Annotated in this window: 26 protein-coding genes and 1 pseudogene; 1 reads left to right on the top strand and 26 read right to left on the bottom strand. The window is 32.0% G+C overall.

Annotated elements, in window-relative coordinates; genetic code table 11:
* The 3 genes from HBE96_RS22605 to HBE96_RS22595 form a co-directional block, all read right to left on the bottom strand.
* On the bottom strand, window positions 1-309 hold a 309-nt coding region (locus HBE96_RS22605; protein ID WP_169299962.1), incomplete at its 3' end, for a hypothetical protein.
* A 269-nt stretch (window positions 310-578) separates the two neighbouring features.
* Entirely contained in the window at window positions 579-1,877 is a 1,299-nt protein-coding gene (lysA, locus tag HBE96_RS22600; protein ID WP_169299961.1) for a diaminopimelate decarboxylase, read from the bottom strand.
* Window positions 1,878-2,407: 530 nt separating this feature from the next.
* Window positions 2,408-3,709, bottom strand: a complete 1,302-nt coding sequence (locus HBE96_RS22595; protein WP_169299960.1) for a M18 family aminopeptidase — start codon at window positions 3,707-3,709, stop codon at window positions 2,408-2,410.
* Window positions 3,710-3,893: 184 nt separating this feature from the next.
* Here HBE96_RS22595 and HBE96_RS22590 point away from each other — a divergent pair.
* Window positions 3,894-4,181 (top strand): annotated as a pseudogene (locus HBE96_RS22590) (PRK06851 family protein); the annotation flags it as partial.
* A gap of 21 nt (window positions 4,182-4,202) precedes the next feature.
* Here the strand turns inward: HBE96_RS22590 and HBE96_RS22585 are convergent.
* The 23 genes from HBE96_RS22585 to HBE96_RS22475 form a co-directional block, all read right to left on the bottom strand.
* On the bottom strand, window positions 4,203-5,861 hold the full coding sequence (locus tag HBE96_RS22585) for a recombinase family protein (RefSeq protein ID WP_243187039.1): 1,659 nt from the start codon (window positions 5,859-5,861) through the stop codon (window positions 4,203-4,205).
* Window positions 5,862-5,863: 2 nt separating this feature from the next.
* On the bottom strand, window positions 5,864-6,040 hold the full coding sequence (locus HBE96_RS22580) for a hypothetical protein (protein ID WP_169299958.1): 177 nt from the start codon (window positions 6,038-6,040) through the stop codon (window positions 5,864-5,866).
* Window positions 6,041-6,324: 284 nt separating this feature from the next.
* Window positions 6,325-6,630, bottom strand: a complete 306-nt coding sequence (locus tag HBE96_RS22575; RefSeq protein ID WP_169299957.1) for a phage integrase N-terminal SAM-like domain-containing protein — start codon at window positions 6,628-6,630, stop codon at window positions 6,325-6,327.
* Window positions 6,631-6,865: 235 nt separating this feature from the next.
* Entirely contained in the window at window positions 6,866-7,159 is a 294-nt protein-coding gene (gene eutM / locus HBE96_RS22570) for an ethanolamine utilization microcompartment protein EutM (protein ID WP_169299956.1), read from the bottom strand.
* 56 nt (window positions 7,160-7,215) lie between these two features.
* Entirely contained in the window at window positions 7,216-7,866 is a 651-nt protein-coding gene (locus HBE96_RS22565; protein WP_169299955.1) for a phosphate propanoyltransferase, read from the bottom strand.
* Complete coding sequence (locus tag HBE96_RS22560; RefSeq protein WP_169299954.1) at window positions 7,866-9,464, bottom strand: acetaldehyde dehydrogenase (acetylating); 1,599 nt, start codon at window positions 9,462-9,464, stop codon at window positions 7,866-7,868. The genes HBE96_RS22565 and HBE96_RS22560 overlap by 1 nt, the downstream gene beginning before the upstream one ends.
* A gap of 34 nt (window positions 9,465-9,498) precedes the next feature.
* Window positions 9,499-10,212 carry a BMC domain-containing protein gene (locus tag HBE96_RS22555; RefSeq protein WP_169299953.1) on the bottom strand — a complete coding sequence of 238 codons (714 nt, stop codon included), beginning with the start codon at window positions 10,210-10,212 and terminating at the stop codon, window positions 9,499-9,501.
* A 20-nt stretch (window positions 10,213-10,232) separates the two neighbouring features.
* Complete coding sequence (locus HBE96_RS22550) at window positions 10,233-10,904, bottom strand: cupin domain-containing protein (protein WP_169299952.1); 672 nt, start codon at window positions 10,902-10,904, stop codon at window positions 10,233-10,235.
* Between the two features lie 79 nt (window positions 10,905-10,983).
* Window positions 10,984-11,247, bottom strand: coding sequence for a EutN/CcmL family microcompartment protein (locus tag HBE96_RS22545; protein WP_169299951.1), 264 nt, complete (start codon window positions 11,245-11,247; stop codon window positions 10,984-10,986).
* Window positions 11,244-11,546 carry a BMC domain-containing protein gene (locus tag HBE96_RS22540; protein ID WP_169299950.1) on the bottom strand — a complete coding sequence of 101 codons (303 nt, stop codon included), beginning with the start codon at window positions 11,544-11,546 and terminating at the stop codon, window positions 11,244-11,246. The genes HBE96_RS22545 and HBE96_RS22540 overlap by 4 nt, the downstream gene beginning before the upstream one ends.
* An 18-nt stretch (window positions 11,547-11,564) precedes the next feature.
* Window positions 11,565-12,410, bottom strand: a complete 846-nt coding sequence (gene eutJ, locus HBE96_RS22535) for an ethanolamine utilization protein EutJ (RefSeq protein ID WP_169299949.1) — start codon at window positions 12,408-12,410, stop codon at window positions 11,565-11,567.
* The gene (locus tag HBE96_RS22530) at window positions 12,392-13,117 is read right to left on the bottom strand and encodes a cobalamin adenosyltransferase (RefSeq protein WP_169299948.1); all 726 of its coding nucleotides are present in this window, start codon (window positions 13,115-13,117) and stop codon (window positions 12,392-12,394) included. The genes eutJ and HBE96_RS22530 overlap by 19 nt, the downstream gene beginning before the upstream one ends.
* 6 nt (window positions 13,118-13,123) lie before the next feature.
* Window positions 13,124-13,570: a EutP/PduV family microcompartment system protein gene (locus HBE96_RS22525; RefSeq protein ID WP_169299947.1), complete on the bottom strand. Its 447-nt coding sequence runs from the start codon at window positions 13,568-13,570 to the stop codon at window positions 13,124-13,126.
* Window positions 13,567-13,920, bottom strand: a complete 354-nt coding sequence (locus tag HBE96_RS22520; protein WP_169299946.1) for a BMC domain-containing protein — start codon at window positions 13,918-13,920, stop codon at window positions 13,567-13,569. Before HBE96_RS22520 ends, HBE96_RS22525 begins: the two co-directional genes overlap by 4 nt.
* Before the next feature lie 40 nt (window positions 13,921-13,960).
* On the bottom strand, window positions 13,961-14,914 hold the full coding sequence (cutD, locus tag HBE96_RS22515; RefSeq protein ID WP_169299945.1) for a choline TMA-lyase-activating enzyme: 954 nt from the start codon (window positions 14,912-14,914) through the stop codon (window positions 13,961-13,963).
* 54 nt (window positions 14,915-14,968) lie between these two features.
* On the bottom strand, window positions 14,969-17,509 hold the full coding sequence (cutC, locus tag HBE96_RS22510) for a choline trimethylamine-lyase (RefSeq protein WP_169299944.1): 2,541 nt from the start codon (window positions 17,507-17,509) through the stop codon (window positions 14,969-14,971).
* 48 nt (window positions 17,510-17,557) lie between these two features.
* Window positions 17,558-19,027 (bottom strand): aldehyde dehydrogenase family protein, encoded by a 1,470-nt coding sequence (locus HBE96_RS22505; RefSeq protein ID WP_169299943.1) that lies wholly within the window; start codon window positions 19,025-19,027, stop codon window positions 17,558-17,560.
* Between the two features lie 36 nt (window positions 19,028-19,063).
* Window positions 19,064-19,384: a BMC domain-containing protein gene (locus tag HBE96_RS22500; RefSeq protein WP_169299942.1), complete on the bottom strand. Its 321-nt coding sequence runs from the start codon at window positions 19,382-19,384 to the stop codon at window positions 19,064-19,066.
* Window positions 19,385-19,409: 25 nt separating this feature from the next.
* Window positions 19,410-19,706, bottom strand: a complete 297-nt coding sequence (locus tag HBE96_RS22495) for a BMC domain-containing protein (protein WP_169299941.1) — start codon at window positions 19,704-19,706, stop codon at window positions 19,410-19,412.
* A 304-nt stretch (window positions 19,707-20,010) separates the two neighbouring features.
* Window positions 20,011-20,277, bottom strand: coding sequence for a hypothetical protein (locus tag HBE96_RS22490; RefSeq protein ID WP_169299940.1), 267 nt, complete (start codon window positions 20,275-20,277; stop codon window positions 20,011-20,013).
* A complete protein-coding gene (locus HBE96_RS22485; RefSeq protein ID WP_169299939.1) occupies window positions 20,264-21,379 on the bottom strand; it encodes a hypothetical protein in 1,116 nt (371 codons plus the stop codon). The genes HBE96_RS22490 and HBE96_RS22485 overlap by 14 nt, the downstream gene beginning before the upstream one ends.
* 261 nt (window positions 21,380-21,640) lie before the next feature.
* Window positions 21,641-22,735, bottom strand: coding sequence for a hypothetical protein (locus HBE96_RS22480; protein WP_169299938.1), 1,095 nt, complete (start codon window positions 22,733-22,735; stop codon window positions 21,641-21,643).
* Window positions 22,736-23,235: 500 nt separating this feature from the next.
* Entirely contained in the window at window positions 23,236-24,063 is an 828-nt protein-coding gene (locus HBE96_RS22475; protein ID WP_169299937.1) for a MerR family transcriptional regulator, read from the bottom strand.
* Window positions 24,064-24,183 lie beyond the last annotated feature (120 nt).

Raw genomic sequence — 24,183 nt, 5'->3', positions numbered from 1 at the left:
CCATTCTGCTGCCTGTATCACATGTTTATTATTGTTAACTTTCTTATCTATATACTCATATCCCTTTAATATTTTTTTGTAACTAATATCCAAACTTTTCATAATTCTTCTTCTGCAATTACTTTTTTTTATCACAGATGAATAACTAGATATCTCTACAGCGTGTCTTTGTAACTCTTCTTTGTTAGCATTCATAGTAGGGACATCATCCATTATGTTGCTTTCATCCTGTTTATTTTTATTACGCAATACATAGATACTAATAATTAATAAAATGGCTGCCAAAACAGCTATTATATAATAAAGCATAAAAAATCATCCTTTCGTGTAAAAAGAATTGCTGCTTTGCTTATTATCTCCATGAAATTGTAAATTATGAATTTTGGCAAATAAAAAAATATGCTATGGAAAATCTAATTTCCCATAGCATACCTTTATCCCATGGCTACCATCTGTAACCTCCCCATTTTCTTTAGATGGGATCTAACAGCTGATACACCCCTGAATAATTTCTTGTAAAGCTCAGATGTAAAGATATATTTATCATAATGAAGCTCCACCTGAGTTTAAGAATCACTTTATAATAATACTTCATTTTCTAGTACTTGATCAAAATTTTGTCTTCTGCATATAACCTTTACTTCACCATCTTTAACTAAAATAACTGCTGGCTTTGGTATCTTATTATAATTACTAGACATAGAATATCCATACGCTCCTGTAGTTAATACAGCAATAATATCTCCAGTCTCAGCTTTCGGAATCTCTACATCGTTTAGTAAAATGTCTCCAGACTCACAACATTTACCTGCTATAGAAACCATTTCTTTAAGTTCACCCTCTATTTTATTGGCTATTACACATTCATACTCTGCATTGTAAAGTGCTGGTCTTATATTATCTGACATTCCTCCATCTACAGATACATATTTTCTTATATTAGGTATTTCTTTAATAGCTCCCACTTTATAGAGAGTAGTTCCTGCATTTCCTATAATAGACCTTCCTGGTTCTATAACAAGGTTAGGCATCTTTATATTAAGGTCTTTGCATACAATCTCTGCTTTATTTAATATTACCTCACAAAAATCTTCTATTTTCTTTGGCACATCCCCTGTTTTATAATAAATTCCAAATCCCCCTCCTAAATCTAACTCCGTTACTTCATATCCTAATTCATCTTTTATAGATTTTACAATAGAAAACATTATTTCAACTTCATCTTCATAAGGTTTTGTATCAAATATTTGAGAACCTATATGACAATGCAATCCCTTAAATTCTATATTAGAAAATTCTATTGCTTTTTTTACTGCATTCATAGTATTATGTTTTAGCATTGTAAAACCAAACTTTGAATCTATCTGCCCTGTCCTTATATATTCATGAGTGTGCGCCTCTATTCCAGGAGTTATTCTTAAAAGTATTGGCTGAATTTTATCATTTTGTTTTGCTATTTTATTTATTTTCTCCATTTCATCAAAATTATCAACTACAAATCTTCCTACACCTAAATTTATACCCATTTCAATTTCTTCTACAGTCTTATTGTTTCCATGAAAATATACTTTTTCCATAGGAAAATCACTCTTAAGTGCAGTATACAGTTCTCCACCTGATACTACATCAAGACACAAACCTTCACTATTTATCATTTGACACATTGCTAAGGTTAAAAAAGCCTTTCCCGCATAAGCTACTCTATTTCCGCTGTTACTAACTTTAAAAGATTTATAATATCTTTTGCATTGTTTTCTCACTAACTCTTCATCAATAACATAAAGAGGAGTTCCAAACTTTGTTGCTAATTCTGCTGTATTTAATTTTCCTATATAAAGAGTATTATCTTTCACTTCCATAGATCCAATTAATCTCATACTAAATTCCTCCTTAAATATACTTTATCCAATGACATTTAACGATCATAGCAATGGCAATCAATTTTCCCATTACAATAAATAAACTCCACCTGAATCTAAAAATCACCTGATAAATAAATGCAGCAAAGGAGCACCTTTGCCGCATCATAAAAAACACTAATTGCAACTCATGTACCTCTGCAGCTCCTCATTTTTAGTTCTTAATTCTAAGTAATAACCTTACACATATTATATGCAAGAAGATAAATTAGTTTCGCCAAAATTACTTTCTTCTGCTGTAACTAATATTATTTAATTATTAATTTAAAAACTGTTATAAATAATATCAATTACAACTAGCTGCCAGGTACTTTTTATTTAATTCTTTTTAAAATTATTCTAAGTTTAACATAAACATTCGCTATTTTCAATCTATTTTGTTCACTTTTTTAAATAGCATATTTAAGGAATCTATACAAAATATTTCACTCTAAAGTTTAATATTATATTTACTATTTTTACAAATAACATAATCCTATTTTCAGATTTTAAAGTTCATAAAACTTTTCAAAAGATTTAGTAGCATATATATAGTCTTTAACACCAGCTAATTCTTTTATTGAATGCATAGAAAGAATTGCAAGTCCCATATCTACAGAGTTTATGTTTATATGGCTAGAAGATATAGGTCCAATAGTTGAACCACCCTTCTCATCCGAACGATTTACAAAAACTTGAACTGGAACTTCTGCCTTCGAACATACATTTCTATATATAGCAGCAGATACTGCATCAGATGCATAGCTTTGACTAGCACTTGATTTTATTATTGGTCCTTTGTTAATTATTGGTCTATTTACAGGATCACTTTTTTCACTATAATTTGGATGTAATGCATGCCCTAAATCACAAGATATTATAAAAGATTTTGCCAGTGCTCTAAAATAATCTTCTTTATTTTGCATAAGGTTCAAAGCTATTCTCTCTAATATATTAGAAAGCATAGGAGAATCAGCCCCTTGTTTTGTTGTACTACCAACTTCTTCATTATCAAAACATACCATAACGTTAGTACTATTACCAACTTCTGTATTTATTAAAGCCTTTATTCCTGAATGTACCATAATTAAGTCATCTAATCTACCACTAGATATAAATTCATTATTAAGACCCATTATGCATCCCTTTTCAAACTCATATAAAAACAAGTCAAAATCCAGTATATCTTCTTCTTTTACATTAAGTTCCTGAGCTATAATTTTTATAAGATACTTTCCTTTCTCAAACTTTTCGTTTACCATAGAAAGTACTGGAAGTACATCCTTCTGTCTATTTAATTCTATGCCAGAATTTATACTTCTGTTCATGTGTATAGCGAGATTAGGTATTATCAATATAGGTCTTTTAATATTTAAAAGCCTTTCTTCTGGATAAAAAGAGTTTTCATTTTTAATCACTACTCTTCCAGCCAAAGATAAAGGTCTATCCATCCAAGTATTAATAATAGGTCCTCCATAAACTTCTGTATTTAATTTTACATATTCACCTTCTACTTCTATATCAGGATTAGGTTTTATCTTAAAACCTGGCGAATCTGTATGAGCTCCTATTATTTTAAATCCATCCTTCTCTAAATTACCTTTACCTACTATAAAGGCTGTTAATGCCGAATTATTTTTTGTTACAAAATATTTACCACCCTTTTTTAAATTCCAGCTGTCCTCTTCCTTTAATTCAGTAAATCCAGAATTTAGAAGCATTTCTTTTGTATTATAGACTGCATGAAAAGCCGTTGGACTTTCATATATGAAGTCTATAAGTTCTTGTGCCTTTTTTAATTCTTCATTCATTTTTATTCCCCCATTTATATCTACATATTTAATTTTTTATATTCTATTATAAGTATAACAGAATTTAACACTTATATATCAAAAATGTAATTTATATTGTAACAAAAAAAATATATAAATATATATACAAAAAATATTCTTTTGCATATTATATAATGATTTAAGTATATAGGAGTGTGTTTTTATGAAAGGTAATATAAGAAATTTTTTCCCTGGAGGTAATACTTCTTATGGTTTCTATTCCTTTTATCAGTACATTATAGATCAAAATACCGCTAAACGAAAAATATGTATTAAGGGAGGTCCAGGTACTGGTAAGTCATCTCTTATGAAAAATGTCGGCAACTTTTTTGTAAACAAGGGATATGACATTGAATACCATCATTGTTCATCTGATAACAATTCTCTTGATGGAGTAGTTATAAAAGGCTTAGAAATAGCCATAATCGATGGTACTGCACCTCATGTAGTGGTACTCTAAACACACATTAAATTAAAAATTCCAATGAATTCTAATATTTTGTTTACCTGTACCTCTGTCTTTTTCTCCAACTTCAATATAATCAATCAATTCATCTACCATGATATGTGTAAGTTTATCAAAGCTTTTATAATTCTCTACTATCTTAGTATATCTATAAGCTTCATCACTATCCTGCTTAGTTTCATCTATGATACCTTCTAGTTTAGACCTTTTTAAAAGGAGCTGATTTTTATCTTTTTCAAAACTACCTGCGAATTCATTGTATTGTTCAGTTGTTATTTCTCCACTTATCTTTTCAAGATATAACCTTTTCAAAGCTTCCATTCTCTTATTTATATCTTTATTTATTTTAACAAGTTCATTTTCTAAATGCTTAAGTTTATCAGGAATACATTCCTCAAGCATCAACTTATTTGTTAAATTCTCTGTGCTACACAAGGTTCTAAAGTAATTTTTAATTTTACTTGAAACAATATCTTCTAAAAAGCTTAAATTAATACTGTGACTAGTACAAAGCTTTTTACCTTTAGGTAAAACACAATATATTTTGCACCTTAGATATTGATATCCCTTACCATTAGTAACCTTCTGCATAGTACTATTACAATCCATACACTTAACCTTGGAAGCAAACAGGTGAGCTTGACCCGTTCCAGTACTTCTTATATTGGATTTTAATCTTTTTTGAACCTTGTTAAAAGTTTGTTCTTCAATTATTGACGGATGAGTATTTTTAACTCTAATCCAACATTTTGGAGATAATTCTTTTATTTTTTTAGATTTGTAGCTTACCTTTTGTCTCTTGTGCTGAACCATATTCCCTAAATACATTTCGTTTTTAAGTATTCTTTTTATAGTGGTTTTATTCCATAATCCACTCTGATCCTTAGCTTGAGAATTTACATATTTAAAGCCTTTTAAACGCTTGTACTTTGTTGGATTTGGAATGCCTTTTTCGTTAAGTATATGCACTATATGTTGTATTCCATTTCCTTGTAAATATAGTTTGAAAATGAGTCTTACAACTTCTGATGCCTCTTCATCAATCACTAACTTATTTTTATTGCTTTCATCCTTCATGTAACCATAACAGGCAAAAGAACCAATAAACTTACCACTACTCTGTTTTGATTTAAATACAGCTCTTATAGAATCACTAATATCTTCACAATACCACTCATTTACAAGTCCATTAATCTGCCTGGATTTTTTATTACTTTTTTCATAAGTATCCACTTTATCGACCACTGTAACAAATCTAACATTCCATTCAATAAACTTATTATGAAGGTATTTTTCCACAAGCTCCATATCTCTTGTAAACCTTGATTGAGTTTTACATAAAATTATATTAAACTTTCCTACTTCGGCATCAACAATCATCTGATTAAACTCTGGCCTCTCTGCATCCAGTCCTGAATAATCATCATCGCTATATATTTTGTATATATTCCATCCCTTATCCACAGCATATTTTATAAGCATACTTTTTTGATTAATAATACTTTCGCTATCATCAGTAACATTTCTTTTATTTTTATCCTCATCTGATAATCTACAATATATCGCGACTTTATCCACTGTTATACTCCCTCCGTAATTGCTAGAAGTATAACTATTTAATTTACCAGTACTAATTATAGGTAAATTAAATAGATCTATCAACAAAATTAACCTACACCTTTACCATCAAATTCAGACCTTCTAATTATATTTAATAGCATTATTTCCATGACTAACTTTCTATCTTTTATATCCTCATTTTTAAAAACTTCTTCAATTATAGGCACAGTTATTTTATTATTTATATTTTTTTTATCTAAAGGTTGACTCTTTATTACTTTCATTAATATTAATCACCACCATAATACTGATATTTATTAAATCATATGAATTAAGTTTCTTTTATATTCTCCTATTGAAATATAGATACCTTTTAAATTATTAATATTCTAAACAATTTTCTAAATTAAAAAGAATGTAGACTAAGTTATAAATATGATATTTGTAGAAATGTTATGTATCTCTACTTTTTTGATGAAACTTTAAATATTATGAAATGTATCTTAAAATTCGAAAAACCTAATTATTCTATCTTTATAATATAAAAAATTTTTCATTATAAATACAATCAATTAACACTTTTATATTTTTTTCTTACAATGTAATTCTTAGGTGGATTTTTGTAATATAAAAACCTACTAAGCATAGCTAATGCACAAAGTCTAACATTTATAGTCTGTACATTTTTCTTCTCTACAAGCACCAAATAGTCTTTATACTCTTTACTCGTTTCTCTATCCAACTTGGAAATGTCTTTATTTTTGTTGTTGCAGTACCAATTTATAAATTGTTTAACACATGTTGAATATGTCTTAATTGTACTTAAACTTTTATGCTCCTTGTATAATAAATACTTTTCAAATTCCTCTATCATACATATACACATCTCCTTTGCTATTGCCTAAGTTTCCTACCTTTTTACATTAAGATATTAAATATATATATCAATTTTGTTTCAATGTTGTAATAACTTGCAAGTACTAGTACCAACATTTGTATTTAACAAAATAAAAAACTACTTCAAACTCACTTTTTAGATTTAAATAGTAAGAAGCTGTCCCTTATTATGAGACAGCTTCTTTTAATATTGTAACTTTTAATAAAGATTCTTATTTTGCAGCTTCTTTATTTGATGGAAGAATTACTTCAACTTCTGAGTGTGGACGTGGAATTACGTGAACTGATACTAATTCTCCAACTCTTTGTGCAGCAGCAGCACCAGCATCTGTAGCAGCTTTAACAGCTCCAACGTCTCCTCTAACCATAACAGTTACAAGTCCGCCTCCGATGTATTCTTTACCTATTAAATATACATTTGCTGCCTTAACCATAGCGTCAGCTGCTTCTATTGATCCTACTAATCCTTTAGTTTCTATCATTCCTAATGCATCATATTTTACCATTTTAAAATCCTCCTAAATATATCTTATTTTATATTTTAATTTTTAATTGTATACTTTTATTTTACTATTGTTATTTTTGATTTTGAGTTAATGCTCATTGCATTAGCTTCTTCAATATCAAGATGACATTCAAGACTTGAAGCATCATTAGCTCTAACAGCTACATTGCTATATACTCCACCTCTTAAGCCATCAACCTTTATTGATACTACTTCTCCATCACAAACCCCTAAATTTTTAGCATCTTCAGGTGTCATATGGATATGTCTTTGAGCAACTACTAATCCTTCTTCAATTTGAACAGAACCTTTTGGTCCAACTACTGTTATGGAAGGTGTTCCGTTTAAATCTCCTGATAGTCTTACGTTTGCTGCTGCTCCAAGTTTGATGCAGTCTCCAGCTAATACTTCTACTTGTGTCTTGCTTCTTACAGGTCCAAGTATTCTAACTTTCTCAATTGCACCCTTTGCTCCACAAAGTGTTACAACTTCTTTGCAAGCATATTGTCCAGGTTGAGATAAATCTTTAATTTTTGTAAGTTGATAATCTTTACCAAATAAACATTCTAAATCCTTTTGTGAAAGATGTATATGTCTATTAGAAATACCTACTGGAATCTCAGATGAACTTCCTTGAACTACAGTTTTCTTTTCATTAGAGTTAACTGCTTCTAACAAAAGCTTTAATACTGATTCAAAGTTATCCATTAGTTTGCCCCCTTAATAGCAGCAACTATTTGGTTAACTAAGTCTGCAAGCTCTTCATTTTTTGCACCTTCATTGCTAGTGCAAGTATTAGTTTCAGTAGCTACATTACATCCATTAGCTTTGTTTAAAGCTGCTGCAGCTGCTGCAATTTGAGCTGGACTCATGTTCATAAATGCGTTTTGAATTTCATCACAACATTCAGTAGTTTTTGCACAGTTAAAAGTTTGATCATCAGCTGCTAATGTTGTACAATCTTTTATACCATAAGCAACTCTCTTAATGTTTATAAGATGCTGTGCAGTAACATTTTCAGATACTGAGCTTCCGCCCCATGTACCACATCCTAAAGTAAATGCAGGCATAAGTCCTGTGCTTGCACCTGTTCCACCTTGAGTTCCACCAGTATTAACAAGGATACGTGAAGCTGGCTTTCTAGCAAATTTCATAACTATATCTCTATCTTCAGTATGAAGACTCATTGTATGACCAATTCCGTTTTGAAGTAATTCAATACTTAATTCACATGCTTCATGCCAATCTTTTACTGTATAGAATCCAAGAACTGTTGTAAGCTTTTCAAAAGATAGTGGATTACCTTCGCCTACTCCATTTTGTCTTCCTATAAGTACTTTTGTTCCTTCTGGAATTGTAATTCCTGCAGCACTAGCTATAACTTGTGGACTTCTTCCAACAAATTTAGCGTTCATAGCATGTCCGTTTTTGAATAACAATTGACAAACTTTATCAGTTTCTTCTTTTGTCATAAAGTATCCACCTTGTTTTGTGAATTCTTCAACAACTTTATCATGATTACATTCTTCACAAATTATTGACTGTTCTGAAGCACAAATTGTACCATAATCGAAAGTCTTACTTGCCATAATGTTTTTAACAGCTTTTTCTACATCAGCAGTTCTTTCAATGTATGCTGGAGAGTTTCCTGCACCAACACCAATAGCTGGCGTTCCTGAGCTGTAAGCAGCCTTAACCATTCCTGGACCACCTGTAGCTATTATTAAAGAAACTTCTTTACACTTCATTAATTCATTTGAAGCTCCTATTGATGGAATACTTACTGCAGTTATAACATTTTCTGGAGCACCGGCTGCAACAGCAGCATCATGCATTAACTGAACTGCTTTAAGTGTACATTTTGCAGCAGCTGGATGTGGTGAAAATACTATAGCATTACGAGATTTAACTGCAATCATAGCTTTAAAAATTGCAGTAGATGTTGGATTTGTTGAAGGTACTATACCCATAATTAAACCAACTGGTTCAGCAATCTCTATAAGCTTATTTATAGGATCTTCTTTTATCACACCTATAGTTTTCATGCCCTTCATTGAATCATATAATATAGAAGCTGCCATGTGGTTTTTGTAAGTCTTATCACCTACTTTACCAAAACCTGTTTCTTCAACTGCCATTTGTGCTAAGCAAGCTGCGTTTTCTTCTGCAACCCTAACCATATTACATAAAATTTTATCGATTTGCTCTTCAGTATAATCAGCAATTTTATTAGCTGCTACTTTTCCAAGTCTAGCAAGATTTCTAGCTTCTTGTATTGAGCGTAAATCCTTATCAAAGTTTTCCATTGTCTCATACTTCCTTTCATAGCCTTAAAAATAGCTATTTTTTCTCATAGTATAGTCTAAATTTAGTAATTAATAAATTTTTATCTGCCTTTGAAATTGTTCTGCCTGTGATTACAAAATCTTTGTATTCACGGGCTAAATTTCTAAGCTTAACAACCTTTAATTTAGCTAACACGGAGATGGTTTTCTCTATACCATTTTTGTTTACTAATTTATCTACATCATCTTTGCGTAGATTTTCTAAGTTTATCTTATGCACCTTACCTGAATCTAAAGCATCCTTATCTTTTTCAACATTTTCTTTAGTTTCTTCTACATTTTTTGTCTCTTCTACAACTTTTACTTCTTCTATAGCTTTAGTTTCTTCTATAACCTTTGCTTCTTCTACAACTTCTACTTTTTCTGTATTTTCTGCTTTATCTATGTTATTTTCATTCTCTAGCTCTTTATCAGACGCTGGATCATCTTCAGGATCGTTGGGTCCAATTATAATTTTCAATTCTTCATGAGGACGTGGAATTACATGCTGTGAAACTAAAAATTCTTCATCAAGTTTTTTAACAGCTGCTACCCCAGCTTCTACAGATGCTTTTACTGCACCTACATCACCTGTAATTGAAATTGTAACAAGGCCTCCACCTATATAAGTTTTTTCAATAATACTTACATCTGCTGATTTAACCATTGTGTCAGCTGCCTCAATAGATGCAATTAATCCTTTTGTTTCTATTAAACCAAGCGCTTGCATAGGTTTATCCTCCTAGTCTTCTATAAAAGATCCGCCCAGTTTGCTGGATATGTTGTATAGAATACCCTAGCTTTGTCTGGTGAACCCCAAACTACTTTAGAACCTGATGGTACAAATAACACATCACCAGCATGAGCTGTATATGTCTTACCATTGATTTCAACTGTTAAAGTTCCCTCAATAACATAATCAATTTCTTCATAAGTTAATTCCCACTCAAATTTTGAGTCCTCAATAATTAAGAATCCAGCACTCATTTTTGATTCTTCTTTACTTACTAGTTCTTGGAAATAAACTTTGTTATCTGGGTTACCAGTATCAAATACATCCATTTTTACTGAACTTCCTCTAACAACCTTAAGTCCGCTAGCATCAGTATCAGCTTCAAATGGAAGGCTCTTTCCTTTTAAGCATTCAAGCATTTGTTGTAAAAGACCTTTGTCCATCATTGCTCTGAAGAAGTTAAGCATCTGTTCGCTATCCATACCTTCAATACTTACTGGATTTACTGTTTTCGTAGCTTCTACTTGCTCTACTTTATGTTCACAAGCATTTGTAGTAAATATTATTCCACTGTTTTTTGCAAGGTCCTGAGCTGATGGTGTAATTATTTCACTACCATCTATACAGAATACTTTTTCTCCCTTTAATATTAATGTTTCAACATCTTTTGCACATATTAATTTTTTCATTTTATCACTTCCTTTCAAAGTAATATTGAAACCTATAAAAACCTTGAAATTCTATCATTATTTTAAAGGAGATTGTTTTTTAACCAAAATCGCAATCTTCATCAATTATTCCAATAACAACTGCATCTACAGGAATATTGTCATCTCCTAGCATTCTGCGGGCAGATGATCCAGTACTAACTATAACCCTGTCACCAATACCTGCGCTAATAATGTCAACAACAATAAATCTTCTTCCTGCATCTACTCCATCAATTTCCTCTGCAAGCATAAATTTAAGTCCATTAAGTGATTCTGCTTTTCTAGTTGCCCATACATTATCAATAAGTCTTGCTGCTATCATATTGATTTTACCTCTTTCATCTTTAATTTAATCTCATTTAGTGCAGATTCAACTGATGCTGTGTCACCAAAAATTCCAATTAGAACCATATGTTGAGGGCATGTCCCTCTAATGTCTTCAACTGTAACTCCAACAGCTTTCTCAGCAACATCTGCAGCATAAATCATATCAATAAGTTTACCTTGAACAAGTCCTATTGCATCACTACTGTCTAAATCCGTTTTACAGTTTCCACCCATTCGTCTTCTTAGAATATCTTTAGTGCTCTCAGAAGGTGATTTTATAATTCTAAAATCCACTTTTAAACACTCTCCTCGTTACTCTATAATATCTTGAGTACAACTTAATGCTATACCAAGTGGTGTGACAAACATAGGATTTTTAGGTTTATGGGTATAAACCCCTGTCTGTTTTGCAATAATTTCTTCGATTCCAGTTAAGCAACAAGTACCACCTACTAAAGAAATTTCCTTCACATCATAATTCTTGATATTATAATTAATAATTGATGCTACCTTTTCAACCACTGGCTTTAATACTGGTAAAATTTCTTTATGATTCTTGTTATCTCTTTTAAATTCATCTGCCTCTTTAAAAGGCATTCCATATGCACCTGAAATAACTAATGAAAAATGTGTACCACCTGTAGGTTCATCAATAACTTGAACAACCTTTCCATCTTTTAAAATTGATATTCCTGTTGTTCCACCACCAACATCTACAACTGCACCATTTTCAATTTTAAGTACAGCATTTGCAGCAGTAGGCTCATCTAAAAGACAAGTAAGTTCGAATCCTGCAGCCTGGACTACGTTTTTAATTGCTCCGCCATCCAAGGAATCTGTTCCAGGTGGAATTGCAGCAGCAGCATAAAGAAGCTCAGTATTAAGTTTTTCCTCAATTTCCTGTTTAAGTTCTCTAACAATCTTTATTGCTCCAATATAGTCAACAACCATACCATCACGAACTACATCTGCATACCTATATGCACCTGCAACAGGTTCATAGTTTTCGTCTAAAACAGCTACTACCACACATGCAGTACCTAAGTCTACACCTGTATAATAAACAGAAGAATTATTAACAATTGGTTTTTCTATAACTTCTTCAAACTTCTGAACCATCTTATCACAATATTCAAAAGTTAGATTTTTCTCTGACATTGTTTTCCTCCTACTGCTGAACAAATAAGTTGAGACAGCGAATTAATTATTGAATTAATATTTTTCATAATCCTATCTTTTAAGTCGTTATCATCATTTTTATAAGTATCAATTATTTCAAAGTGTAACTCTCTTAAAGCACAACGAAGTACATGGATTTTTAATATTGCACTGCTTTTATCAAGCTGCATATGAAATTCTGTTATTTCAAAACAATCCTCAATCTCAGTTGTGAAATTTAATGAATTCATTCCAGTACACTCTCTACAGTAAATAGGTTCAAGTGTACCTTTACCTTCCACAACACTTCTTATATTTGATATTTTTCTACCCAAACTTATAATATTTTGTGCTAGAATAATATCTTCCTTTAATATTTCGCTGCTAGTAACAAGAAATGTTGCCTCTATGGATTTCAATTTACAACAAAGTTTTTTCCTTAAGTCTAAATTCAAATTTGAGTTTAAACTTGAATTAGTACTGCTGTCTTGCTTTACTTCTTCTACCTGCTTTACAACTTTTACCTGACTATTTGCATTTACTTTTGTATTTGCTTTTGAATCATCGGTAATCAATTTCATTCTTTTATCGGATAAATATTGAGCTGCCCCAGGAGTAAGACGCTGTCCTTGTTGTAGTTTATAGGTATCAAAAGGTTCTTTTCTATATAAATCTCTTAAATACTCTTCGGTAATAAATTTGATCATAGACCTTTACTCCTTACCTTTTTCAAATAAATACTTCTTTAAGGCATCAATTCCTGTTCCCACTTTAAAACTAACTTGAAAATATGGCTCCAATATTCCTATATTCTTTAGCTGTCTCAAGCACCTTCCTTTATTTTCAGGCATTAAGTCACATTTTGTTATGACTCCAATTACTGGGCATCTAAAAGATTTTGCAAATCCAGGTGAATATATTTCAGTACAACTAGATTGATCAACCAATACAAGTATATGGGATGCATCTTGGGCTGCTGCAATTACATGCTTATACATCCATGCATTTTCTATATAGGAGCCTGGAACATCAATGGTATTCTTACCATAAATCAAATCTGGCGTTCGCCTTAACGGACCATTATAGTCATTTAATGCGTTAACTAATGTAGTTTTACCACTTCTTGAAGGACCAATTACCATTATGCGCTTTTTTCTCATGTTCTTGTAATGGGAGCAGGAGTAAATCCAAGCATATCTTTCAGCGTATTATTTACTGCATAAAGTGCTGTTTCAACACTTTGAACATCACCATTTATTACAACAGATCCTGTGAAACGATCGAGAAATCCGATTTCAACATCAGCAGCCTTTGTAGCAATATCTGCTGCAATAATAGCAGTTTCATATGGGGAAAGAGTTAAAATACCTATTGCCCCTTTTTCATCAATCCCAAGACGTTCATATATATCATGCATTGGAGATGCAATAATATGAGCTATGGTAATTTGTTTTCCTGGGACAGATTCTTGTATAATACGCTGCATATTCCTATCAGAAAAATCTCCCATAAATCTTACCTTCCATCTTAATTATCTATTTGAAAATTATTTAGTGACGAATTACTTTTGCAGATAAATCGTACTTTCTAATCCATCCTTCTATTTTATCTAAATCTTCATCAGTCAAACTTGGGTCATCTTTTATAGGATAATCTATTCCTAATTGGTTATATTTATTTACCCCCATTTTATGATATGGAAGTAAGTCAATTCCTTTAAAATTTCTGTAATCTTTATATGGCTTCAAAAGCTCCATTGTTTTTTCAATGTCCTCTTTTTGATCATTCACGCCTTTAAGTAATGGCATACGAATTTTAACATTATATTTACGGCGAAGTAATTCTTGAAGATTTTCTAAAATCTGTTCATTTCTAACACCTGTCCATTTAAAGTGCTTATCTGAATCAATATGCTTAATGTCAAATAGGAATAAATCCGTGAACTCTGCGACTTTAAGTACTGATTCCAGTTTTGCGTAACCACAAGTTTCAATTGCAGTATTTATTCCTGCATGCTTACATGCCATTAATAAACTACTTGCAGCTTCTGGTTGCATTAAAACTTCACCGCCACCTAATGTAACTCCACCACCGGACATTTCATAAAAAGTTCTATCTTCTTCTACGATTTCTAAAAGTTCAGAGATGGTTTTTACTTCTCCAACTATTGATATAGCAGAATTAATGCAAGCATTTTTACACTTGCCGCATCCAATACAATCAATATCATGGTTAACTTCATGTTTTAGAGTTTCATTATTAATAGAATGTATGCCTGCAGGGCATACAGAAACGCAAGCCCCACAGTCAACACATAAATTACTTTTAAACATAACTCTATTTTTTCTAATCATTCCTTCAGGATTTGCACACCATTTGCATCTAAGTGGACATCCTTGAAAGAATATTAAAGTTCTTACTCCATCTCCATCATACATATTGTATTTTTGTATATTAAAAATCGTCGCTTTTCGTTCAATTATACCTAAATTTCCATTGTTCATATTCATTCATTCTCCAATTTTATTCACATTGATTTTTAATATATACTCTCTAATTTAGAAATGTGTAAGTACAGTTCTACTTATGATTTCATCTTGAACATCTTTACATAATTCAACAAAGAATGCACTGTATCCAGCAACACGAACTATTAAATCACGATATTGCTCTGGGTGTTTTTGTGCTTCAAGTAAAGTCTTGTTATCTAAGTAGTTAAATTGCATTTCTCCAAGTTGAAGAGCACATGCACTACGTAATAGTGTAATAATTCCTTGTTCACCTTCTGGTGTATCAAGAAGACCAGCTATTAACTTGAAGTTATGAACCATACCTATATTCATATCTTCACAACTCATCTTAGAAACAGATTTGATTATAGAAGTAGGTCCCTTATAATCTGCTCCTTGAGTTGGACTTATACCATCTGATAAAGGAGTCCATGCTTTACGTCCGTTTGCTCCAGCTCCAGTTAATTGTCCAAATGGAGTATTGTTTGAGATTGATAAAGTACCATGGCTAAGCACTGAATATAATGTCTTATATTTACGGTGCTCTTGTTCAGTAAAGTTGATCAAATCAGCAGCAATGTAATCTGCATAATCATCATCATTACCATACTTAGGTGCATCTAAACAATCTTTCCTTAATTTTTCATATCCAACGAAATCAGCTTTTAAAGCTTCATTTAACTCTTGTAGAGTGTATTTCTTTTCGTCAAATACTAATCTCTTTATAGCTGCCATAGAGTCTGTATAAGTAGCAAGACCACTCCATACTACTCCAGGTCCGAAGTTATACATAGCTCCGCCTGCTTCTACTCCTCTACCTTTTTCCATACAGCCTTCATACATCATAGACATAAGTGGTTTTGGTGCAAGATCTTTGTGAACACGTTGAGAAATTACTGTAGCAACACTTGTCCATTTAGTGATGTATTTAATTTGCTCTTTAACAGCTGCATCAAACTGTTCATAAGTTTTAAATTGGCTTAAGTCTCCCAAATCTGGGCATACTTGCTTACCGTACCATAGTGGTACACCATGGTTAAGAACAAGTTCTATACATATAGGCCATTGAGTATATGCTGTAGAAGTCCATTGATATAATCTTCCTGCTTTCTGAGGTTCAACGCATCCCATTAAGCAGTAGTCTCTTGCATCTTCTATAGAAACACCTTTAGCTAACATTATTTTTATATGAACATCATCAAAGTGACATGCTGGGAATCCCATACCTGCACGGATAACATCAACTATCTTCTTAAGATATTTCTGTGGTGATGCTTTGTGTATACGACATGCTAAAGATGGTTGATATATTTTAACATGACGAACTGCATCCATTAATAGGTATGTTAATTCGTTTGTAGCATCACGGCCTTCTCTAGTAACACCACCTACACACATGTTAACGAATGGTTGATAACCTGCGAAGAACTTAGATGCACCTTCACTTGTTAACCACATCATTTCAGACATCTTTATAAGCATACAACCTGCTAATTCAAAAGCTTCAAAATCAGTCATACGTCCAGCTTCAAGATCAGCTTTGTAGAATGGGTACATATATTGGTCAACACGTCCTATAGACATACCTGTTTGATTTTCTTCAACTACAAGTAGTGATTCTATAGTCCAAACAGATTGAATTGCTTCCCAGAAAGTACTTGGTTTATGTGCTGGTACTCTAGCATTTACTTCAGAAATCTTTAATAATTCTGCTTTTCGTTTAGGATTAGTTTCTTTTGCAGCAAGTTCTGCAGCATAGTCTGACATACGTTTAGCATATATCATAACACCTTCAGCAGTATCAATTAATGATTTATAAAAATATATTTTTTCAATATCTTCTGGTCTTTCATAGTCAAGCTCAGCTAATTTTTCTTTTGATTCTCTAACTATGTCTAACATACCTTTTTTCATTAGGATAACGTCATATCCTGGATTAGAGTCTCCTCCACCATTTGTTGCGTGATATGAACAGTCTGAAACGAAAGATTCTCCTGAAAGTTCCCATACTCCAGCTTCACGATACTGACTTTCGCAGTATTCATCAACTGATTGACCTTTCCAGAATGGAAATAACTCTTCACGCATTATTTTCTTATCTTCTTCAGAAATACAGAATGGGTCTTGTGGACGAGTTGATATTGTATCTATTTCTTCTTCCATCCATCTCCAAGCTATATCAGGAGAAAATGCACCTGCACGAGGCGCTCCATTTGGTGCTCCAACGATAAGTTCATTATCTTGAATTACAAGTGGTGCAGTTTCACAGCAATGTTTAAAACATTTACCACGTAAAACTGATTTAGGCATACCAGGGTTTTCCTTAGCTATTTTAGTAATAGCTCTTGCTCTATGTGTTGTTATAGTTGGAACATGTTTTAAATAAGTTTCCTTTAACTTAACTAAACGTTCTGTCATTCCATCTGGAATTTGACCGTTATTATTGTCTGCAACATATGTGCTACTTGGCTGTTCCTTTGTTATTTCTTTGGAAACACTTGAAAACATCTTCATTAAACCAGCGCGTTCTTCTTCAGACATGTTTTTAGTAGCTTCCATAAATTTATTTGAAAATTCACGAATATCCAATTTACTCCCTCACATTCTTAATTGTATTTCATATTTAAAATATGATTCTTACTTTAAGTCATTCATAACTTTTTTCAAAATACTCTCTAATAACTTAACGTTATCTATTTCTTTTGAATTTGTTTCATTTTTTTCAACATCTACTGTTTTAATAATTTCATCTACCTTACGAACTCCATATCCAACTTTACGTACATATATTAAATTCATAGGTGACACATTATCTGATGTCATTCCATCACCTGCAGAACCACTTCCCAGCGTCATTGATGGAAATAAATTTGTAGTAGCTCCCATGCTCCCAAAAGTTGCTGGAGTGTTAACAAGTACTCTTCCAACAGGTTTCTTTAATGCAAATTGACGGATAACTTCTTCATCTTTTGAATGTATAACAAGTGTATGTCCATGTCTTTCACTAAGCAATAATTCTATACACTTTTCACAAGCATGCATCCAATCATCTTCTATATAGAAAGCTAACACAGGACAGAATTTTTCTCTTGAATAAGGATTATCTAGAGAAACAAACTTTTGCTTAGAGATAAGAAGCTTTGTATCTTCTGGAACACTAAATCCAGCATTTTTAGCTAGAAATTGTGGTGATTTACCAATTATCTCTACATTTAGGCCTCCATCCTTCTTCAAAAATGTGAATGCCAGTTTTTCAGCTTCCTCTGCTGTCATAAAGTATGCACCATTTTTAATAAGTTCTTGTTTCACTTCAGAAGCTATACAGCTATCAACAACAATTGATTGCTCAGCGCTGGATACAACTCCATAATCGAAATTCTTGCTGTCAATAATATCTTTAACGGCCTGCTTTATATCAGCTGTGCGCTCTATAAATGCTGGACCATTTCCATTACCGCCATAAATTACTGGCTTACCAGATTTATAAGCTGCATCGAGCATTTCTGGAACTCCTGTATTCATTATCAGCGAAGCATCTCTATGATTCATAAGTTCCAATGAACCACTTTTACTTACTGTATGCAAATATGCAAGAGCACCTTCTGGAAGTCCTACTCCTTCTGCAGCTCTAATTAAAATATCAATTGTCTTAGCAATTGTATTTTTTGCTCTTTTATGAGGTGAAAATATAATTGCATTTCCTGATTTAATTGCAATTAATGCCTTATATATAGTTGTAGATACTGGACTAGTTGATGGGCAAAAGGCTACAATAACTCCCATTGGCACACCTACATCCATTGTTTTCAATGATTTATCTTCATCAATGACACCTACACATTTCATGTCCTTAAGTCTATTTTTTAAATATCTGCATACGAAAGAGTTTTTGATATATTTATCTTCCCACTTTCCATATTCAGTTTCTTCATTAGACATCTTTGCAAGTTCCTTTGAATGTTTTTCAATCTCTTCAACCATACGTTCAACTATCTCATCAAGTTTTTCTTGTGGGAAAGTTGCTAATTTTTTTTGCGCCTCACGAGCATTTTCAACAAGAATTCTAGCTTCTTGCATGGAGAGTAAATCATTATCTATAATATTCATTTTTTCTCTCTCCCTTTTAGAAAAAGTTTCTCATTTTTATTCTGCTTCTGTTTCTGCTAATGGATTTGTAATAGCATAACGTTTTACTATTTTTGCAAGATCTTGGTGTGGTCTTGGAATAACTATGGAACTATAAAGATTTCCACCTTCCATTGCCTCAACTGCTGCAACACCAGCTTCTACTGCTGTTTTACAAGCGCCAACATCTCCTTGAACTATTACAGATATATATCCTGAAGCAACGTTTTCATATCCTACAAGTTCAACATCAGCTGCTTTACACATTGCATCAGCTGCTTCTAAAGCAAATACTAGACCAAAAGTTTCAATTAATCCTAAAGCTTCATATCTTGACATATGCTTACCAATTCCTTTCTATTTTTTATGCATCAATATCGTGTACTGAAACAATGTCTCCAACTTCACTAATCGGACGTGGCATAACATTGTGTGCTGTTAATTTTCCAATAGCAGCAGCTGCTGCAGCACCTGCTTCAACAGCAGATTTTACTGCACCTACATCACCTTTTACCATTATAGTTACAAGAGTTGAACCAATGTTCTCATATGAAATAAGTTCAACATTAGCTGCTTTAAGCATTTTATCAGCAGCCTCTAGTGCAGGAACTAATCCTATTGTTTCTACAAGACCTAAAGCTTCATTTCCATAATATCTCATTAATATTTCCTCCCTCCTATTTTCGATAAATATGTTTTAAATTAATTAAACAACTATACTATATATTTTTATTCCATCTAACTTTATTTCTTATTATAAGCTAATTATATCTCCTCCCCTTTAGGGGAAGGTCAATATGTTCTTATAATAAAATTTTTAAGTAACTTTTACTGCAATTATGTTATCTATGAGCAAAATTTACTCCTATTATTTAAGTAATATACTATTGTTCCACTACAGTTATAAAGTATTTATATTGTATAAACATTACCCTATGGGTAATGTTTATACTTAATATTTATATTTAATCTTTAATATAGCTATTGATTGTAGCAGCACCCTCTTCATGAGCATGATAATAAACAGCTAGTTCACCATCTTTATCTAATTCAAATCTTGTTTCTTCAATAAGTCCATTTGCTTCTGCTGTCATTAAAGCATTGATTACATCCTTTTTGCGTAAAGCCTTAAAGCTTCCATATTCTCCTTTTAACGCTTCTATAACGTTATCTGCAGAAGCTTCCTCAACTTTAGTAAAATATTTTAAAATAGCATAATTAAGCGGCTTCATCTGTAGAACCTCCTATATCATCTTTTTTTCTAAATAAATCAAGTGGATTCATGGATATTATAAGAATACCAAACATCATTATTACAGCTCCTATCCAGGCAACTGAAGGTAGTGACCATCCAGGCATCCCTCCATATACTCCTAACAATAATAGACAGAATAATGGTCCAAAGAATGAATATGTACCATTACATGCAGTACCAAGTCCTGCTCCACACATACTGTTTCCAGCATACCATGTCATAAATGTAACTACTGAGAAAAATCCACTTAGTATGAACCACATCATGGCAGGACCACTTGTAAACGCTTGAGTTGCAAGAGTAAAAGAAAGTCCTATTTTACCAGATAACATTGCTAAAACTGGAACTACAATAAATAAATTTGCTATACCTGATGTTACTTGACGAATACAAATACCAATTTCATAATCAATCATAGATGTACCATATCCAGCTACACAACCTTCAAATCCCCATCCAAGAGCTGCAACAATAGCTATACCAAAACCAATAAAAGTTTTTGCTGAAGCATCTCCTTTAAATCCTGTACTACCAATTAAGAAACTAGCACATACACATATTAAAATACCAAATGCCATTCTTTTATCAAGTTTCTGCTTAAATAAAATTTTACCTAATATTGCAGCAATAGCAGGGCAAAGAGCTGATATCGGAACAACTATTGATCCAGCCATTTGAAGAGCTACAACATAGGCTGTACCAGCTATAGGGCCTCCAATAAGAGCTGCTAATATCATAACACGTCCTGGCTTTGAGTTAAGACATCTTAAAAAGTCTCCAAATTTACCTTTAACTATTGAATATATAATTGCCCAAATAGCACTACATGAATCGTTTATTGCATTACCAAGTGCTGCAACTACGTATGCTAATGCAAATGCTGATAAACCTGCTGTGTTAGCGCCATACCAGTCACCCCAAATTCCTTTAGTCATACCCATAGTTAAAAATGCTGTATACATTCCATAAGTAAGTCCTGAAAATAAAGCCAATGATATACCTTTTTTGAAGAAACTACTTGTTAATCTCTTCTTTGCAGCTATTGCTTTAGCATTTGCTGCTTTTGAAACTTCCTTCATAAAAATAAAACTCCTCTCAATTATCTTCTTTTCTTGTATATTAATTACTTTAATATATTAAAATTGCGTGATCTCTTCTTGTGCATAACGGTAAACCTTTACCTTATCACCTTCATCTGTCGTTAAAGTTGTTATTATAGCCTTCTTTTTCAACCCTAAAAATCCATAAACTTCCCTTTTAAATCATTTATAACATCATTTGTGTAAGCCTGTTTAACTTTTGTAAAATATTTTAACATCTAAAAATTAAGCAAAATCATCTTATGCTACATCTTTTTTTCTAAATAAATCCATTGGATTCATAGCTATTATGAGGATACCAAACATCATTAATACTGCAGAAATCCAAGCTATTGGAGGTAATGCATATCCAGAAATACCATTTATTACTCCAAGAATTATCCAACAGCAGAATGGACCCCAGAAAGAATACGTTCCATTACATGCCATACCAAGAGCAGCACCACACATACTGTTGCCGTTGTACCAGCTCATATATGAGACGAAAGCACAAAGACCACTTAATGCAAACCATATCATTGCAGATCCGCTTGTAAATGCCTGAATAGTTAAATCAGTTGAAAGTTTAACCCCACTACCAAGCAGTAAACCAAATAAAGGTACTAATATTATTAAATTTGAAAGACCAGATGTCACTTGACGAATTGTAATACCAATTTCTGAATCAATCATAGATGTACCATATCCAGCTACACAGCCTTCAAATCCCCATCCAAGAGCTGCTATAAACGCAATACAAAGTCCAAGCAACATTCCCTTTGGTGCACTGCCACCGATACTAGTACTACCGATCATGAAACTAGACAAAACACAAATAGCAATACCAAACATCATACGTTTGTTTAACTTTTGCTTAAATAATATTCTTCCTAAAATAGCACCAATAGCTGGGCAAAGAGCAGTGATTGGAATAACGATTGAACCTGCCATTTGTAGAGCTACCACATACGCTGTACTCGAAATAGGTCCTCCTATAAGAGCCGCTAATATCATTACAAGACCTGGTTTAGTTTTAAGGCACCTGAAAAAATCTCCAAGTTTGCCCTTGAAAGTTGCAAATCCCATTGCCCAAACGGCACTACAAGTGTCGTTTACAGCGCTGCCGAGAGCACCTAGTACATATGTTATAACGATTGCTGACAATCCTGCTGTATTAGCACCATACCAGTCTCCCCATACTCCTTTTGTCATTCCCAATGCTAAAAACGCGGAGTAAAATCCATACATAAGACCTGAAAAAAGGGCGATTGAAATACCTTTTTTGAGAAAATTAGCTTTTAACTTATTTTTTGCAATAATAGTTTCTGAAGTTGAAGCCTTTGAAACTCTCTCCATAAAATAGAACTCCTTTCACTTATACATTAAGGCTTTTCTAATGTGTTCTTAAATAAAACTTTGTAATGGGAATGTTTTTAGATTGTTATGATTTGGGATATCTTATTGTTAAATTATTAAACAACTTTTTCATTTTATATCTTTCAGTTATTTTTCTTTCAAATAAATTATATCCCTTCCCCTATAGGGTAAGGTCAATATATATTTTGCAATAATATTTCACCAATATGTATGATTATACATTTATCGCTATATTTAGTGCTATATTTAGCATTATATTTAATTTTTATTAAACGATTGCAAATCCTTAATTATACATTTATTCAACTTTCTAGTTAAATACACTTATGTTTTTTTTCACAATGTGATTTGTATTTCTCAATATGCTTTCCCCTACGGTCAATGTTTTTATTCATAATAACAGCTATTTCACATAAAAACCCATAAAAATAAGCGATAAATAATTATCTTAAATGATAATTATTTATCGCTTATTCCTTTTATCTGTTAATTTTAATTATAATCTCTGTTACAAATTTATCAGTATTTTTAGTAGTCCAATAATCCGTTACATATCTTTCATAGCATTCCCCGGCGCATATATACCCATGTTCTTTAGTCCAATCTTCTATCTTTTTATATGTTTGATCAATGTTTTCATGAGCTCCTATATGATAACAAGAAGCTGCCATCCACCCACCATATTCAATGGTTTCTTCCTCTTTGCACTTTAAAATAGTTTGCTGCATTATTTTCATCTTATTGCATTTTCTGTTCATTTTATCCTTATAAGATGGAAACGATATAATCACAGGACCTGTTATTGCATTTTTTATATTATCTATATAATTACTAAACTCTATATTAATTATAGAATCCATATAATCATATTTAAAATCCTGATCTAAAAACACTAATTTTCTATTATCCACATATTTAACAGATACATCACAAACATTGTTTTCAATTACCTTCTCTGCCTCAACTATAAGATTACGCCAATCTTTCACTGATCTTATTTTTAAATTTATTTCTCTGTCAAGTTCTTCTAATTCATCAATCTTTTTTCTGAAGCTTTTGTCAACGAGCTCATAGGTGCTTGTTCCTTCTAAAAAAGCCTTCATTTCCTCCAATTTAAACCCACTCTGTTTATAGTATCTTATAACAGGAACAGTTAATAAATTTTCTTTGCTGTAATATCTATAGCCATTTTCATTACATACTTTGTCAGGCGATAGTATTTTCATTCTATCGTAATATCTCAATGCTTTTTTTGTTATTTTGCATATTTCTTCAACTTTCCCTATTGAATATAACTCACTAGCCATAGTTACGCCCCCTTTTTTTATTTTTTTTAATCATATTTTAAATTATATATTGTTTTAATCACTTTCTCAACTTTTTTATATCACAAAAAACCACTCATTAATGAGTGGTTAAAGTACAAT

This window comes from Clostridium muellerianum, assembly GCF_012926525.1.
Classification (GTDB): Bacteria; Bacillota; Clostridia; order Clostridiales; family Clostridiaceae; genus Clostridium_AM; species Clostridium_AM muellerianum.
Note: the sequence above shows the minus strand (reverse complement) of the source record. Positions and strands in the feature narration are given on the sequence as shown.